General features: G+C 67.2%; 15 protein-coding genes. 13 read left to right on the top strand and 2 right to left on the bottom strand.

Going from position 1 to position 14,131, the window contains the following annotated elements; translation table 11 throughout:
• Positions 1-88: 88 nt before the first annotated feature.
• The 13 genes from rpsB (at position 89) to rpmE (ending at position 11,756) form a co-directional block, all read left to right on the top strand.
• Positions 89-844: a 30S ribosomal protein S2 gene (gene rpsB, locus CA234_RS11660; RefSeq protein ID WP_125974371.1), complete on the top strand. Its 756-nt coding sequence runs from the start codon at positions 89-91 to the stop codon at positions 842-844.
• Positions 845-926: 82 nt separating this feature from the next.
• A complete protein-coding gene (gene tsf / locus CA234_RS11655) occupies positions 927-1,856 on the top strand; it encodes a translation elongation factor Ts (protein WP_126001763.1) in 930 nt (309 codons plus the stop codon).
• 124 nt (positions 1,857-1,980) lie between these two features.
• On the top strand, positions 1,981-2,709 hold the full coding sequence (gene pyrH / locus CA234_RS11650) for a UMP kinase (protein WP_125974367.1): 729 nt from the start codon (positions 1,981-1,983) through the stop codon (positions 2,707-2,709).
• A 33-nt stretch (positions 2,710-2,742) separates the two neighbouring features.
• Complete coding sequence (gene frr, locus CA234_RS11645; protein WP_121076988.1) at positions 2,743-3,300, top strand: ribosome recycling factor; 558 nt, start codon at positions 2,743-2,745, stop codon at positions 3,298-3,300.
• A gap of 42 nt (positions 3,301-3,342) precedes the next feature.
• The gene (locus CA234_RS11640) at positions 3,343-4,077 is read left to right on the top strand and encodes an isoprenyl transferase (protein ID WP_277600096.1); all 735 of its coding nucleotides are present in this window, start codon (positions 3,343-3,345) and stop codon (positions 4,075-4,077) included.
• Positions 4,074-4,874 carry a phosphatidate cytidylyltransferase gene (locus tag CA234_RS11635; RefSeq protein WP_206431176.1) on the top strand — a complete coding sequence of 267 codons (801 nt, stop codon included), beginning with the start codon at positions 4,074-4,076 and terminating at the stop codon, positions 4,872-4,874. The genes CA234_RS11640 and CA234_RS11635 overlap by 4 nt, the downstream gene beginning before the upstream one ends.
• On the top strand, positions 4,871-6,028 hold the full coding sequence (locus tag CA234_RS11630) for a 1-deoxy-D-xylulose-5-phosphate reductoisomerase (RefSeq protein ID WP_126001761.1): 1,158 nt from the start codon (positions 4,871-4,873) through the stop codon (positions 6,026-6,028). Before CA234_RS11635 ends, CA234_RS11630 begins: the two co-directional genes overlap by 4 nt.
• A complete protein-coding gene (locus CA234_RS11625) occupies positions 6,025-7,158 on the top strand; it encodes a M50 family metallopeptidase (RefSeq protein ID WP_126001760.1) in 1,134 nt (377 codons plus the stop codon). Before CA234_RS11630 ends, CA234_RS11625 begins: the two co-directional genes overlap by 4 nt.
• A gap of 68 nt (positions 7,159-7,226) precedes the next feature.
• Complete coding sequence (gene bamA, locus CA234_RS11620; RefSeq protein WP_206431178.1) at positions 7,227-9,971, top strand: outer membrane protein assembly factor BamA; 2,745 nt, start codon at positions 7,227-7,229, stop codon at positions 9,969-9,971.
• Complete coding sequence (locus tag CA234_RS11615) at positions 9,971-10,732, top strand: OmpH family outer membrane protein (protein ID WP_125974357.1); 762 nt, start codon at positions 9,971-9,973, stop codon at positions 10,730-10,732. Before bamA ends, CA234_RS11615 begins: the two co-directional genes overlap by 1 nt.
• Positions 10,729-11,208: a 3-hydroxyacyl-ACP dehydratase FabZ gene (fabZ, locus tag CA234_RS11610; protein ID WP_126001759.1), complete on the top strand. Its 480-nt coding sequence runs from the start codon at positions 10,729-10,731 to the stop codon at positions 11,206-11,208. Before CA234_RS11615 ends, fabZ begins: the two co-directional genes overlap by 4 nt.
• Positions 11,209-11,227: 19 nt before the next feature.
• Positions 11,228-11,443, top strand: a complete 216-nt coding sequence (locus CA234_RS11605) for a hypothetical protein (RefSeq protein WP_125974352.1) — start codon at positions 11,228-11,230, stop codon at positions 11,441-11,443.
• A gap of 82 nt (positions 11,444-11,525) precedes the next feature.
• Complete coding sequence (rpmE, locus tag CA234_RS11600; protein WP_064313046.1) at positions 11,526-11,756, top strand: 50S ribosomal protein L31; 231 nt, start codon at positions 11,526-11,528, stop codon at positions 11,754-11,756.
• Between the two features lie 120 nt (positions 11,757-11,876).
• On the opposite strand, the gene CA234_RS11595 is transcribed toward rpmE, so the two are convergent.
• Both CA234_RS11595 and CA234_RS11590 read right to left on the bottom strand, forming a co-directional pair.
• Positions 11,877-12,890, bottom strand: coding sequence for a zinc-binding alcohol dehydrogenase family protein (locus CA234_RS11595; RefSeq protein WP_125974350.1), 1,014 nt, complete (start codon positions 12,888-12,890; stop codon positions 11,877-11,879).
• A gap of 99 nt (positions 12,891-12,989) precedes the next feature.
• A complete protein-coding gene (locus CA234_RS11590) occupies positions 12,990-13,880 on the bottom strand; it encodes a LysR family transcriptional regulator (protein WP_126001758.1) in 891 nt (296 codons plus the stop codon).
• Positions 13,881-14,131: the final 251 nt, after the last annotated feature.

Here is a 14,131-nt window from a genome sequence, read left to right as displayed (position 1 = left end):
AACCCCGCATGGGAAGCATCATAACCCGGTGTTCGGAGCAATTCCGAATTCCCGCTTCCCAGAGGACCAACCGGAAGGAGTTATCCCTATGGCGGCACCCGTCGTCACCATGCAGCAGCTGCTCGAATCGGGCGCGCACTTCGGTCACCAGACCCATCGCTGGAACCCGAAGATGAAGCCCTACATCTTCGGTGAGCGCAACGGCGTTCACATTATCGACCTGTCGCAGACCGTTCCGCTGTTCGCCCGCGCGCTCGAGTTCGTCAGCTCGACCGTCGCTGCCGGCGGCAAGGTGCTGTTCGTCGGCACCAAGCGCCAGGCGCAGGAGCCGATCGCCGACGCCGCGCGTCGTGCGGGCCAGCACTTCGTCAACCACCGCTGGCTGGGCGGCATGCTCACCAACTGGAAGACCATCAGCAACTCGATCAAGCGCCTCAAGACGCTCGAAGAGCAGCTGTCGGGCGACACGCACGGCCTCACCAAGAAGGAAGTGCTGCAGCTCACCCGTGAGCGCGACAAGCTCGAGCTCTCGCTCGGCGGCATCCGCGACATGGGCGGCATTCCCGACATCATGTTCGTGATCGACGCGAACAAGGAAGAGCTGGCGATCAAGGAAGCCAACACGCTCGGCATCCCCGTCGTCGCGGTCCTCGACTCGAACGTTTCGCCGGACGGCATCGCGTTCCCGGTCCCGGGCAACGACGACGCCAGCCGCGCCATCCGCCTCTACTGCGAAGCGATCGCCATCGCCGCGACCCGTGGCGGCCGCGAGGCGCTGATGCAGCAGGGCTATGACTTCGGTGCCGCCGAGCAGCCGCCGGTCGAGGAAGCCGTCGAAGGCTGATCGCCCGCGTCATCGAACCGTAATCGGGGCGGGGCAGGGCGCACGCACTGCTCCGCCCGACTTTTAACTGAGGAATAGAGACATGGCCGAGATCACTGCAGCCGCCGTCAAGGAACTCCGCGAGAAGAGCGGCGCCGGCATGATGGATTGCAAGAAGGCGCTCTCCGAGACCAACGGTGACATGGAAGCCGCGGCCGACTGGCTGCGTGCCAAGGGCCTCGCCGCTGCCGCCAAGAAGTCGAGCCGCACCGCGGCCGAGGGTCTGGTCGGCCTGGCGGTTGCCGGCACCAAGGGCGTCGCCGTCGAGGTCAACTCGCAGACCGACTTCGTCGCCAAGAACGAGATCTTCCAGAACTTCGTCCGCGAGACCACCGCGCTGGCGCTGGAAGCCGGTGACGATATCGCCGCGATCAAGGGCGCGAAGATGGAGTCGGGCCAGACCGTCGACGAGACGCTGACCGCCAACATCGCCACGATCGGCGAGAACCAGGTGCTGCGTCGCGCCAAGAAGGTCGAAGTCGCCAAGGGCGCGGTGATCCCGTACGTCCACAATGCGGCGGCCCCGGGCCTCGGCAAGATCGGCGTGCTCGTCGCGCTCGAATCGGAAGCCGGTGTCGACGTGCTCGAGCCGCTCGGCAAGCAGCTGGCGATGCACATCGCCGCCGCCTTCCCGCTGGCGCTAGACGAGAGCGGCCTGGACCAGGACGTGCTCGCCCGCGAGCGCGCGATCGCGGCCGAAAAGGCCTCCGAGAGCGGCAAGCCGGCCGAGATCATCGAGAAGATGGTGGATGGCGCGGTGAAGAAGTTCGCCAAGGAAAACGCCCTGCTGAGCCAGCTGTTCGTGATGGACGGCAAGACCCCGGTGTCGGACGTCATCGCCAAGGCGGCGAGGGATTCGGGCGCGGCGATCGTGCTGAAGGACTATGTCCGCTTCCAGCTCGGCGAAGGCATCGAGAAGGAAGAGAGCGACTTCGCTGCCGAAGTGGCGGCGACCGCCGGTCTCACCAAGTAATCAGGCGCGTCGGGGCAAGGTCGTTTCGACGGCTTTTCCCCGGCATCGACGCTTGTTCGCGCGGCGCGGCTCCTCTAGGGTCCGCGCCGCTTCGCTGTCCGCTTCTCAAGATCTCAGGAAAACCATGACCGCACCGACCGTCCGCCGCATCCTTCTCAAGCTGTCGGGGGAGGTCCTGATGGGCCAGGGTCAGTTCGGCATCGATCCCGAGACCTGCGAGCGCGTCGCGCTCGAGGTGAAGGAGGCCAAGGAAAGCGGCCTCGAAATCTGCATGACCGTGGGCGGCGGCAACATCTTCCGCGGCATTGCCGGTGCAGCGCAAGGCTTCGACCGCGCCAGCGCCGATTATATGGGCATGCTCGCCACCGTGATGAACGCGCTCGCCATGCAGAACGCGCTCGAGAAGGTGGGCGTCGAGACCCGCGTCCAGTCCGCCATCCCGATGGCCAGCGTGTGCGAGCCCTATATCCGCCGCCGCGCCGAGCGCCACATGGAGAAGGGCCGCGTCGTACTGTTCGCCGCGGGCACCGGCCTGCCGTTCTTCACCACCGACACCACCGCCGCGCTGCGCGCCGCCGAGATGAAGTGCGACGCGCTGTTCAAGGGCACCTCGGTCGACGGCGTGTACGACGCCGATCCCAAGAAGGTGCCGACCGCGAAGCGCTACGAGACGCTGAGCTACGACCGCGTCCTCGCCGACAATCTGAAGGTGATGGACGCCTCGGCCGTCGCGCTGTGCCGCGACAACCATATCCCGATCGTGGTGTTCAACATCCGCGGCGAGGGGAATCTCGCCTCGGTGCTCCGGGGCGAGGGGACTTCCACCATCGTCCAGGACGCGGACGCCGCGTAACCCACTGTACCCAAGCTTCAAGGAACGCCGAAAATGGCCGCATATGACAAGGCAGATCTCGAGCGCCGCATGGCCGGCGCCGTGGAATCGCTCAAGCACGATCTGACCGGTCTCCGCACCGGCCGCGCCTCGACCACGCTGCTCGATCCGGTGACCGTCGAGGTCTATGGCTCGCACATGCCGATCACCCAGGTGGCGACCGTCTCGGCGCCCGAGCCGCGCATGCTTTCGGTGCAGGTGTGGGACAAGTCGAACGTCGGCCCCGTCGACAAGGCGATCCGCTCGGCCGGGCTCGGCCTCAACCCCATCGTCGACGGCCAGACGCTGCGCCTGCCGATTCCCGACCTGACCGAGGAGCGCCGCAAGGAGCTCGCCAAGCTCGCCAACCAATATGCCGAAAAGGCCCGTATCGCCGCACGCAACGTGCGTCGCGACGGCATGGACAGCCTGAAGACCGACGAGAAGAAGGGCGTGTTTGGCGAGGACGAGCGCAAGCGCCACGAAACCGAGGTCCAGAAGATCACCGACGCGACGATCGCCGAGATCGACGCGGCGGCGGCTGCCAAGGAAAAGGAAATCCTGGGCAAGTGATCCGCGCCGGGCATTCTGGTGCGGCCGAAAGGGCAGGGCGCGGTGGCCGTTAAGCTGGCCTCCGCTTCGGGCGGCGAAGCTCCGCCGCCCCGCCATGTCGCGATCATCATGGACGGCAACGGGCGCTGGGCGAAGAAGCGCCTGCTGCCCCGCGTCGCCGGCCATCGCCAGGGCGTGGAGGCGGTGCGCCGCGTCGCGCGCGCGGCGCGGTCGTTCGGCATCGAGGTGCTGACGCTCTACGCTTTCTCCTCCGAGAACTGGCGGCGCCCGGAAGAGGAAGTCGGCGCGTTGATGGGGCTGCTGCGGCAGTTCCTCGAGCGCGAGCTCGACCAGATCGTCGCCGACGGCGTCAAGCTGCGGGTGATCGGCGGCTGGCGTGAGCTGTCGCCCGATCTGGTGACGATGATCGAGGCGGCGATCGCGCGGACCGCGGTCAACACCGGGCCAACGCTGGTGCTGGCGCTCAACTATGGCGCGCAGGCCGAACTGCTCGCGGCTGCCCGGCGGCTCGCCGAGCAGGCGCGCGACGGTACGCTGGATCCCGCCGCGATCGACGAGGCGCGGTTCGAAAGCGAGCTGGAGACGGCGGGCCTGCCGCCGCTCGACCTGATGATCCGCACCTCGGGCGAGCAGCGGCTTTCCAATTTCCTGCTGTGGCAGGCGGCCTATGCCGAGCTGCTGTTCGTCGACACGCTATGGCCCGATTTCGACGAGCGCGCGCTGGCCGATGCGCTGGCCCAGTTCGGGCGGCGCCAGCGGCGTTTCGGGGGCCTGTGAGCAAGAATTCCGATCTTCCGAAACGTGCCGTCGTCGGGCTCGCGCTGGTCGGGCTCGCGCTCGCCGCGCTATGGGCGGGCGGCTGGGGCTTCTGGCTGGTCATCACGGTGATGGCCGTGCTGATGATCGGCGAATGGGCGCTGCTGGCGCAGGACGAGCGCCAGCGCCGGCTCGCCCAATATGTGATGATGGTGCCGCTGGCGATCCTGAGCCCGGCAGCCGCCGGCCCGGGGTTTCTGGCGCTGGGGCTGGTGTTCGGCGCCTTCTTCTTCGTCGCGATCGTGACGCGGAACGCCAAGCTGGCGGCGGGGCAGGTCTATGTCGGGCTGCCGGTGCTCGCGCTGCTGCTGCTCCGCGACCATCCGCAGGGCTTTGCCGCGACGCTGTGGACGATGGCGATCGTCTGGGTGTGCGACAGCGGCGCCTATTTTGCCGGTCGCGCGATCGGTGGGCCCAAGCTCGCGCCCTCGATCAGCCCGAACAAGACCTGGGCGGGGCTGATCGGCGGGTTGGTTGCCGCGATCCTGTTCTCCGCCGGCTATGTCGCGCTGGCGCCGGGGAGCGCGATCGGCTGGTGGCTGGTCGCGGTGTCGCCGCTGGTAGCCTTCGCCTCGCAGATCGGCGACCTGTACGAGAGCCATCTCAAGCGGGTCGCGGGCGTGAAGGATTCGAGCAACCTGCTGCCCGGCCATGGCGGCATTCTCGACCGGCTCGACGGCCTTGTCTTCGCAGCCCCGGTTGCAGCTTTGTTTTTTGCGATCCATCATCAGGTGGTCGTGGGAGGATACTGGTGGTGAAGCGCGTCACGGTGTTGGGGGCGACCGGCTCGGTCGGCACCTCGACGCTGGATCTGATCGAACGAAATCCGCACGCCTTCGAAGTCGTGGCGCTGACCGCAAATTGCGATGTCGAGAAGCTGGCTGCCGCGGCGATCCGCACGCGCGCGCGCTGCGCCGTGGTCGCCGACGAGAAATGCCTGCCGGCGCTACAGGAGCGGCTGGCCGGCAGCGGTGTCGAGGCGATGGGCGGGGCGCATTCGGTGTGCGACGTGGCCCGCATGGGCGCCGACTGGACCATGGCGGCGAACGTCGGCAGCGCTGGGCTCAAGCCGGTGATGGCGGCATTGGAGGCTGGCGGCACGGTCGCGCTCGCCAACAAGGAGGCGCTCGTCTCGGCGGGCGGGGTGATGATGGCGGCGGCGCGGGTGCACGGCGCGACGCTGCTGCCGGTCGATTCGGAGCACAATGCCGTGTTCCAGTGCCTCGATCGCACCGCGCCCAGGGGCGTCCGCCGGATCATCCTTACCGCCAGCGGTGGTCCGTTCCGCGCGACGCCGAAGGAAGCGATGCGCGACATCACCCCCGCACAGGCGGTGGCGCATCCCAACTGGTCGATGGGCGCCAAGATCTCGGTCGACTCCGCGACGATGATGAACAAGGGGCTCGAACTGATCGAGGCCTTCCACCTGTTCCCGGTCGCCGCCGAGCAACTGGCCGTGCTGGTCCATCGCCAATCCGTCGTCCATTCGATGGTGGAATATGTCGACGGATCGGTGCTGGCCCAGCTCGGCACGCCCGACATGCGCACGCCGATCGCCTATGCGCTGGCCTGGCCCGAGCGGATGGAGACGCCGTGCCCGCCGCTCGACCTTGCCACGGTGGGCAAGCTCGAGTTCGAAAATCCCGATCTCGATCGCTTCCCGGCGCTCGCGCTGGCGATGGAGGCATTGAAGGCGGGCGGGGCGCGTCCGGCCATTCTCAATGCCGCCAACGAAGTCGCCGTCGCGGCCTTTCTCGCCGGGCGGATCGGATTTCTTGAAATTGCCGCAATCTCTGCCGATACGCTGTCTCGCTATGACCCGGCCGCGCCGGAAACGCTCGATGCCGTGCTGGCGATCGACGCGGAGGCGCGGCTTTACGCGGCTGAGCGAGTGAAGGACTGCGTCGCTTGATCCAATCCCCCGGCATCCTGCTCACCATTCTGGCGTTCGCGCTGGTGATCGGGCCGCTCGTGTTCCTGCACGAGCTGGGACATTATCTGGCGGGCCGCCTCTTCGGGGTGAAGGCCGAGGAATTCTCGATCGGCTTCGGCCGCGAGATCGCCGGCATCACCGATCGCCGCGGCACGCGCTGGAAGTTCAGCCTGTTGCCGCTGGGCGGCTATGTCCGCTTCGCCGGCGACATGAACCCGGCGAGCCAGCCTTCGCCCGAATGGCTGCAGCTGCCGGCGAGCGAGCGCGCCAAGACCTTCCAGGCCAAGCCGCTGTGGCAGCGCGCGATCATCGTCGCCGCCGGCCCGATCATGAACTTCCTGGTGGCGATCGTCATCCTCTCGGCCTTCGCCTTCATGTTCGGCGAGAACCGGACGCCGTCGGTGATCGGCACGGTGATCGAGGGCAGCGCCGCCGCAAAGGCCGGCCTGCAGCCCGGCGATCGCATCACCGGCCTGGGCGGCCGCGCGGTCGAGACCTATGCCGACATGGTGCAGTTCACCCAGCTGCGGCCGAACGAACCCGTTCGGGTCGATTTCGTCCGCGGCGGCGCCCCGCGCAGCGTCGATGCGGTGATCGGCACGCGGCTGGAGCGCGATCGCTTCGGCAACGAGTTCAAGATCGGCCAGCTCGGCATCGGCGCGGCGGGCTCGACCCAAGTGCCGGTGGGGCTGATCGAGGCGCCGCTGGTAGGGTTGCGGACCACGGCGGACATTGTCCGCATGACGGTGGACGGCCTTGGCCAGATCATCACCGGCCGCCGCTCGGTTGCCGAGCTGGGCGGGCCGCTCAAGATCGCCCAGGTCTCGGGCGAACGGCTTTCCATGGGGCCGATCGAGTTCGCCTTCCTGATCGCGCTCGTCTCCATTAATCTGGGATTCATCAACCTGTTGCCAGTGCCGGTACTGGATGGTGGTCATCTCCTGTTCTACGCCGTCGAGGCGGTCCGCCGGCGCCCGGTGGAGCCGCAGGTGATGGAATGGGCGTTCCGTGGCGGCATGCTGGCAGTTCTTGCCCTGATGCTGTTCGTGACGCTCAACGATCTGGGCGCTTTCGGTGTGTGGAGGCATCTGGCCGGCTTGATCGGCTAAGGGGGTTCGTGCAGGGCGGCACTATGCCGCGCGCGTTCCGGCAATATTTGGATTCCGACTGGGGTGGGATGGTGACTGCGATCAAGGCAAGCAATTTGGGCGCGCGGGCGACGGCTACGCTGTTGGCAGGGACGATCCTGTCGGGCGTGGTAGCGCCGGCAGAGGCGCAGACCGCGGCGAGGCCCGCGGCGCCGGCGGCCCAGCCCCAGGCTGCACCCGCTCCGGCGACGCCGGCGGTGGTGCGCACGATCAAGTCGCTGCGGGTGGAAGGCTCGCAGCGCATCGAGCCGGAGACGGTGCTCAGCTACACGCGCCTGCGCGTGGGCGACAGCTATACCAACGAGACGATCGACCAGGCGATCAAGGACCTGCTCGCCTCGGAACTGCTCGCCGACGTGGCGATCGAAGGCGTCGAGGACGGCAACCTGGTGCTCCGCATCCGCGAGAACCCGGTGATCAACCGCGTGGTGTTCGAAGGCAACAAGCGGCTTAAGCAGGACAAGATCGACAAGGAGATCAAGCTCAAGCCGCGTCAGATCTTCACCCGCACCGCGGTGCGCGCCGACATCGCGCGGATCATCGAGCTGTATCGCCGCCAGGGCCGTTTCGCCGCGCGCGTCGAGCCGAAGATGGTCAGCCTCGACCAGAACCGCGTCGACGTGATCTTCGAGATCCACGAGGGCGCGAAGTCCAAGGTCCGCCAGATCAACATCATCGGCAACGAGGTGTTCGGCGACAAGAAGCTGCGCGCGCAGATGGCGACCAAGGTGGCCAGCCTGTCGCACTTCCTCAGCTCGAACACGTCGTACGACCAGGATCGCCTGGCCTATGACCAGCAGAAGCTGCGCCAGTTCTACCTGACCGAGGGCTATGCCGATTTCCGCGTGATCTCGGCGGTGGCCGAGCTGACGCCGGACAAGAAGGACTTCATCATCACCTATGTGGTGGAGGAAGGCCCTCGCTACAAATTCGGCCCGGTGACGGTCGACAGCGCGATCCGCGACTTCGATGACAAGAAGCTCGCCGCGGCACTGCCGATCAAGGAAGGCCAGTGGTATAACGCCAAGGCCGTCGAGGACACGGTCGAGCAGCTGAGCGAGACCGCCGGCCTGTTCGGCTATGCCTTTGCCGATGTTCGCCCCGACTTCCAGCGCAACAAGGATGCGCTGACGATGTCGATGAACTTCCACATCGGCGAGGCGAACCGCACCTATATCGAGCGGGTCGAGATCACCGGCAACCGCCAGACGCAGGACAAGGTGATCCGCCGCGAAATGCGCGTGGCCGAGGGCGACGCCTTCAACACCTTCCTGGTCAAGCGCTCGCAGGACCGCATCAACAGCCTGGGCTATTTCCAGGACAAGTTCGAGATCGAGCGCAAGGAAGGCTCGGCGCCCGACCGCATCGTGCTCGGCGCGAACGTGGAAGAGAAGCCGAACGGCGAACTGACCCTGTCGGCGGGCTTCTCGAGCCTCGAGCGCTTCATCCTCCAGGCCTCGATCCGCCAGCGCAACTTCCGCGGCATGGGCCAGACGGCGAGCATCTCGGCCGACTATTCGAGCTATTCGAAGTCGGTGGAACTGGGCTTCACCGAGCCGTATCTGTTCGACAGCAACATCGCGCTGGGTGCGACGATCTTCCGTCGCGACTATAACTCGTTCAACTATCTCGGCACCAACCGCAACACTACCTATCGCCAGGTGTCGACCGGCTTCCAGCTGGTCGCGGGTCTGCCGCTGACCGAATACTGGACGCTGTCCGGCCGCTATTATCTGGCCAAGGACGACGTCACGCTCGACCAGGCGACCTTCTACACCAACGGCCAGTGCGATCCGTTCAAGGCCGGCCGCTATTATTGCGAAGCGGTGGGCAATCGCCTGACCTCGCTGGTCGGCCTGTCGCTGATCTATGACAGCCTCAACAGCCGCCTGCGCCCGACGCGCGGCCAGCGCATCTCGTTCGGTGCCGACGTGGCCGGGCTGGGCGGCGACGTCCGGTACGTTCGCGGACGGGTCGACGGCGCGAAATATTGGGGCCTCGGCAGCGGCTTCGTCTTCTCGGTCACCGGCGAGGGCGGCGTGATCAAGAGCCTCGACGGCACCGAGGTCCGCATCACCGATCGCTTTTACCTCGGCGAGCCGCAGTTCCGCGGCTTCGACATTCGCGGCGTCGGCCCGCGCGTGCAGCGCTACCAGTATAGCGGCGACCCGCTTGCCGGCACCCAGGCGCTGATCACCAACCGCGACCAGGTCATCGACGACGCGCTCGGCGGCAAGGCCTATTACCTGACCAAGGCGGAGCTCGAGCTGCCGCTCGGCTCGGGTGCGGCGGAGCTCGGCCTGCGCCCGTCCATCTATGTCCAGATGGGCTCGCTGTTCTCGATCCGTCAGCCGACCACGAACAACTATTTCACCCAGGCGACCGACGCCTCGGGCAAGAAGCTGTTCAACAAGGACGGTTCCCCGACGCTGCTGGTGAAGCAGGATCCGGTGTTCGACAGCGCGGGCAACCCGCTGTACACGGTGAGCTCGGGAACCAACCAGGGCCTGCTGACGCGCTGCACCGTCGGCTATGCCGCAGGCACGACCGACGCCTGCGCCGGCACCTCGGTCAACACGCAGTATTTCACCTCGACTTCGCCCTTCTACGAGGCCTATCGCGGCAGCACCGCGTCGCCGCGCATCTCGGTGGGTGTTGGCGTCAACTGGAATTCGCCCTTCGGCCCGCTGCGCATCGACCTTGCCAAGGCGATCGTCAGCCAGCCCGGCGACGACAAGAAGCTCATCACTTTCAACGTAGGGACTCAGTTCTAATGACGAAGAACCGTGTATTCGCGGCGGCGCTCGCCGCCTCCGCGGCGATGGCCGTCGCTGCGCCGGCCTCGGCGCAGGTCGCCGGCATCGCCACCATCAACACGATGGAGGTGATCACCCGCGCCAAGGCGTTCACCACCGCCGAGAGCCAGCTGGACACCACCTACAAGCCGGTGCGCGACCAGATCCAGGCCCGCCAGACCAAGTTCCAGACCGACGCCCGTGCGCTGATCGCCACGATCGACACCAACAAGGACGGCCAGGTTTCGGAAGCCGAAGAGCAGGCCGCGGCTGCGCGCAAGGATCCGAACTACACCCAGCTGATGACCCTGCAGAACCAGGCGAACGAGGAAATCCAGAAGCTGCAGATGCCGTCGATCCTGGCGGAGCTGTTCGCGTTCGAGAAGATCCTGGCGCTGTATGACGCGGCGCAGATGTCGGTCGTCAACGCCCGCAAGGTCAACGTGATCCTGCAGCCGGAAGCGATCGTCTACGCCCCCGACGCGGTGGACATCAGCGACGCCGTCGTCGCCGAGCTCGACAAGACCCCGACCGTCGCGATCACCCCGCCGGCCAACTGGCAGCCGCAGCAGCGCACCGTGCAGTTCCAGCAGCAGGTGAACGAGCTGAAGCGTCGCGCCTATCAGCTCGCCGCCGCCCGCGCGCAGCAGCAGCAGCAGCAGGGTGCCGCCGCGGCACCGGGTGCCGCCCGTCCGGCCGCCGCCCCGGCGACCAAGCCGGCCAAGCCCGAACCGCGGTGAGCGGGGAAGAGCAGGGGGGCAGCAACATCGGTCCGCTCGATATCGGGCGGGTGATGGCGGCGCTGCCCCACCGCTTTCCGATGCTGCTGGTCGACCGGGTGGAGGAGCTGATCCTCCACAAGTCGATCGTGGCGGTGAAGGCGGTGACGATCAACGAGGCCTTTTTCCAGGGCCATTTCCCCGGTCGGCCGATCATGCCGGGCGTGCTCATCGTCGAGGCGCTCGCCCAGGCGTCGGGCGTGCTGGCGGTCGAGTCGATGGAACTCGGCGGCTCGGGCAAGCTGGTCTACTTCATGGCGATCGACAACGTGAAGTTCCGCAAGCCGGTGGAGCCGGGCGTGCTGCTCAAGCTGCACGTCGAGTTCGTGCAGAAGCGCTCGCGCGTCAGCAAGTTCGCCGGCAAGGCGCTGATCGACGGCGAAGTGGCGGCGGAATGCGAATTCACCGCGATGATAGCCGATGCGCCCGCCACGTGATCGAGACCAGGGCCGGACCATGGACGCACTGACCTGGTTCGGCCTGTTCGCGGTGACGGCGATGCTGGTCACCTATGCGCTGGAGGCGCGCTCGACCTGGTGGGTGCTCGGCTTTGCCGGCGCCTGCCTGCTCGGATCGGCCTATGGCTTCCTGCAGGGGGCCTGGCCGTTCGGGCTGGTCGAGGCGATCTGGTCGCTCGTTGCGCTCCGCCGCTGGTGGCGCATGCGGCAATGAGGTTGCGTGCGGGCCCCAGCTCTGCTAGGCGCGCGCGTCCGCTGCCGGTCGGAAACCGGCGGCCTCTTTCAAGGAATTCGATGTGAAGCAGAACACCCACCCCGATTATCACATGATCAAGGTGCAGATGACCGACGGCACCGTGTACGAGACGCGCTCCACCTGGGGCAAGGAAGGCGATCTCATGCAGCTCGAGATCGATCCGCTCGCGCACCCGGCCTGGACCGGCGGTCGCGGTCAGCTGCTCGACCAGGGTGGCCAGGTTGCGCGCTTCAACAAGCGCTTCGGCGGCCTCACGCTCGGCAAGAAGTAATGGGTTCACGCCGGGCCTTTCGGGGCCCGGCGTTTACCGGCCCTGCGGGGTCGGTCGGGAGATCGCGCCGCAGCGGCGCGATCGATACGCCGGCCTGCACCGCAGGCGGCATCAGGCTGATTACAGCGCTTCCAACACGGTTTTGCCGATCGCGCGACCGCTTTCCAGCAGGGCGTGCACCTGCTTCAGATTGGCGGCATGGATGCCGGCGATCCGCTCCCGCAAGGTCGTCCGCAATACGCCGGCGTCGACGAGCTGTGCTACCTCCTCCAGCAGACGATGCTGCTCGATCATGTCCGGGGTGTGGAACATTGCGCGGGTGAACATCAGCTCCCACGCGACGGTGATCGACTTGCGCTTGAGCGGCACGATATCCAAGTGCGCGGGATCGTCGATGAGCGCGATGTGCCCCTGCGCCGCGACGATCTTGGGGAACAGCGGCAGGTAGCGATCCGACGCGGTGAGGCCGGCGACATAGTGGACTTCCGGATGGCCGATGCGGACGAGTTCCTCGTCCAGCGGCTTGTGATGGTCGATGACATGATGCGCGCCCATCTGCTCGGCCCAGGCGATCGTCTCCGGGCGCGAGGCGGTGGCGATGACCGTGAGGCCGGTCAGCCGGCGCGCCATCTGGATCAGGATCGAACCGACACCCCCGGCGCCGTTGATCACCAGCAGGCTGCCTTGCGCCTGCTTGCGGCCGTGCGGCACGTTCAGCCGCTCGAACAGCAGTTCCCAGGCCGTGATCGCGGTGAGCGGCAGCGCGGCGGCTTCGGCCCAGTCGAGGCTGGTCGGCTTGTGACCGACGATACGCGCGTCGACCGTGTGCAGTTCTGCATTGGCGCCCGGGCGGGTGATGTCGCCCGCGTAGAAGACCGCATCGCCGCGACGGAACAACGTCACGGCATCTCCCACCGCCTCGACGATGCCGGCCGCATCCCAGCCCAGGATCTTTGGCCCGCCTTCGGGCGCCGGGCTGCCGGCGCGGATCTTCACGTCGACCGGATTGACCGAGACGGCCTTCACCCGGACGAGCAGGTCCTGCGGGCCGGGGGTGGGCGCGGGAATGTCCAGGTCGAGCAGCGCGTCGTCCCGGTCGATGCTGCCGGGCTGGTGGTAACCGATGGCTTTCATGTCGAACCTCCTGATGATCGTTCGCGGTTCAGATTGCCCATGCGAATGCGGTTTGCCACGCCCAGTTCCGCACGACCTCCATGCGGTGACGCATGCCGTTCAGAGTTCGGGCGGCAATGCGGCGACGAGCATATCGACGAGCGTTCGAAGCCGTCGCAACCGCCGCAGATCCTGGTGATAGCCGAGCCACAGGTCGCGCGGCGGCGGCGCCTCGCTCTCCAGGCGGGCGAGCGGCAACTGATCGCCGATCACGCGGGGCAGTACTGCCAGCCCGGCGCCGGCGACGCAGGCAGCACCCTGCGCCTCGCGATTGTTGCTGCGGAAGGCGGGCAGGGCGGCGGGCCAGCGGCCCCGCAGCCAGGCGACGTCGGGCAGCTGATCGAGCGCGCTGTTCATCGTCACGAGCCGATGGCCGTTGCCGTCCCCGCTCGCGCGCGGATCGCCGCAGCGCTCCAGATAGGCGGGGGCGGCATATAACGCATAGCGAATGCGCAGGAAGCGGCGCTGGACGATGTCGCTGCCGGAGAAGGGCACGAAGCGCAGTACCAGATCGGCCTCGCGCCGCTGGAGATCATAGAGCCGGGAGTCGGCCAGCACTTCCACCACCAGCCCGGGATGCTCGATCGCGAAGCCGGCCAGCGGCGCCGCCAGTACCCGCGACGAAACCCAGTCCGAGGTGGAGAGCCGCAGCACCCCTTCCAGTCCGCGCGCGCCGCCGATCAGCTTGCGCTGCAGGGCAACCGCCTCCTCCGCCATCTGCTCGGCATGGACGAGCATCGCCTCGCCCTCGTCGGTCAGGCGGAAGCCGGCAGGCGTGCGCTGGAACAGCGCCGCGCCGACGGCTTCCTCCAGGCCGCGCAGCCGCCGGCCGGCGGTGGGCTGGCTGAGCCGCAGACGCTCGGCGGCTGCGGTCAGCGTGCCGGTGCGGGCGATCTCGACGAACAGCTTGAGATCATCCCAGTCGAGACGAAGCGTCGGTTCGGGAGCCATGCCGCTTCATCGCCGCGCGCGTGCATCCGCACAAGCCATGCGGACGAGCGCCGGCGGCGGCTGCATCCCCATGCGACGCGGCAACAGCGCCGTGCGGGACCGGCGGACGGCGCCGCGACTATGCCCCTGGCCGCCCGACCGGCATGACGGTTCATGTCGCTGCGGCCGTCCCTCCCATCGTGAAAAATGTTTGCGGGACGAATCTTCGTCTAGCCAAGCAACGACTTCGGCGGCAGAGGGACGGTATAACG

The organism is Sphingomonas sp. ABOLE (assembly GCF_003950455.1).
GTDB classification, from domain to species: Bacteria; Pseudomonadota; Alphaproteobacteria; order Sphingomonadales; family Sphingomonadaceae; genus Sphingomonas; species Sphingomonas trueperi.
The sequence above is the reverse complement of the archived record's forward strand: the minus strand, read 5'-3'. Positions and strand labels throughout refer to the sequence as shown.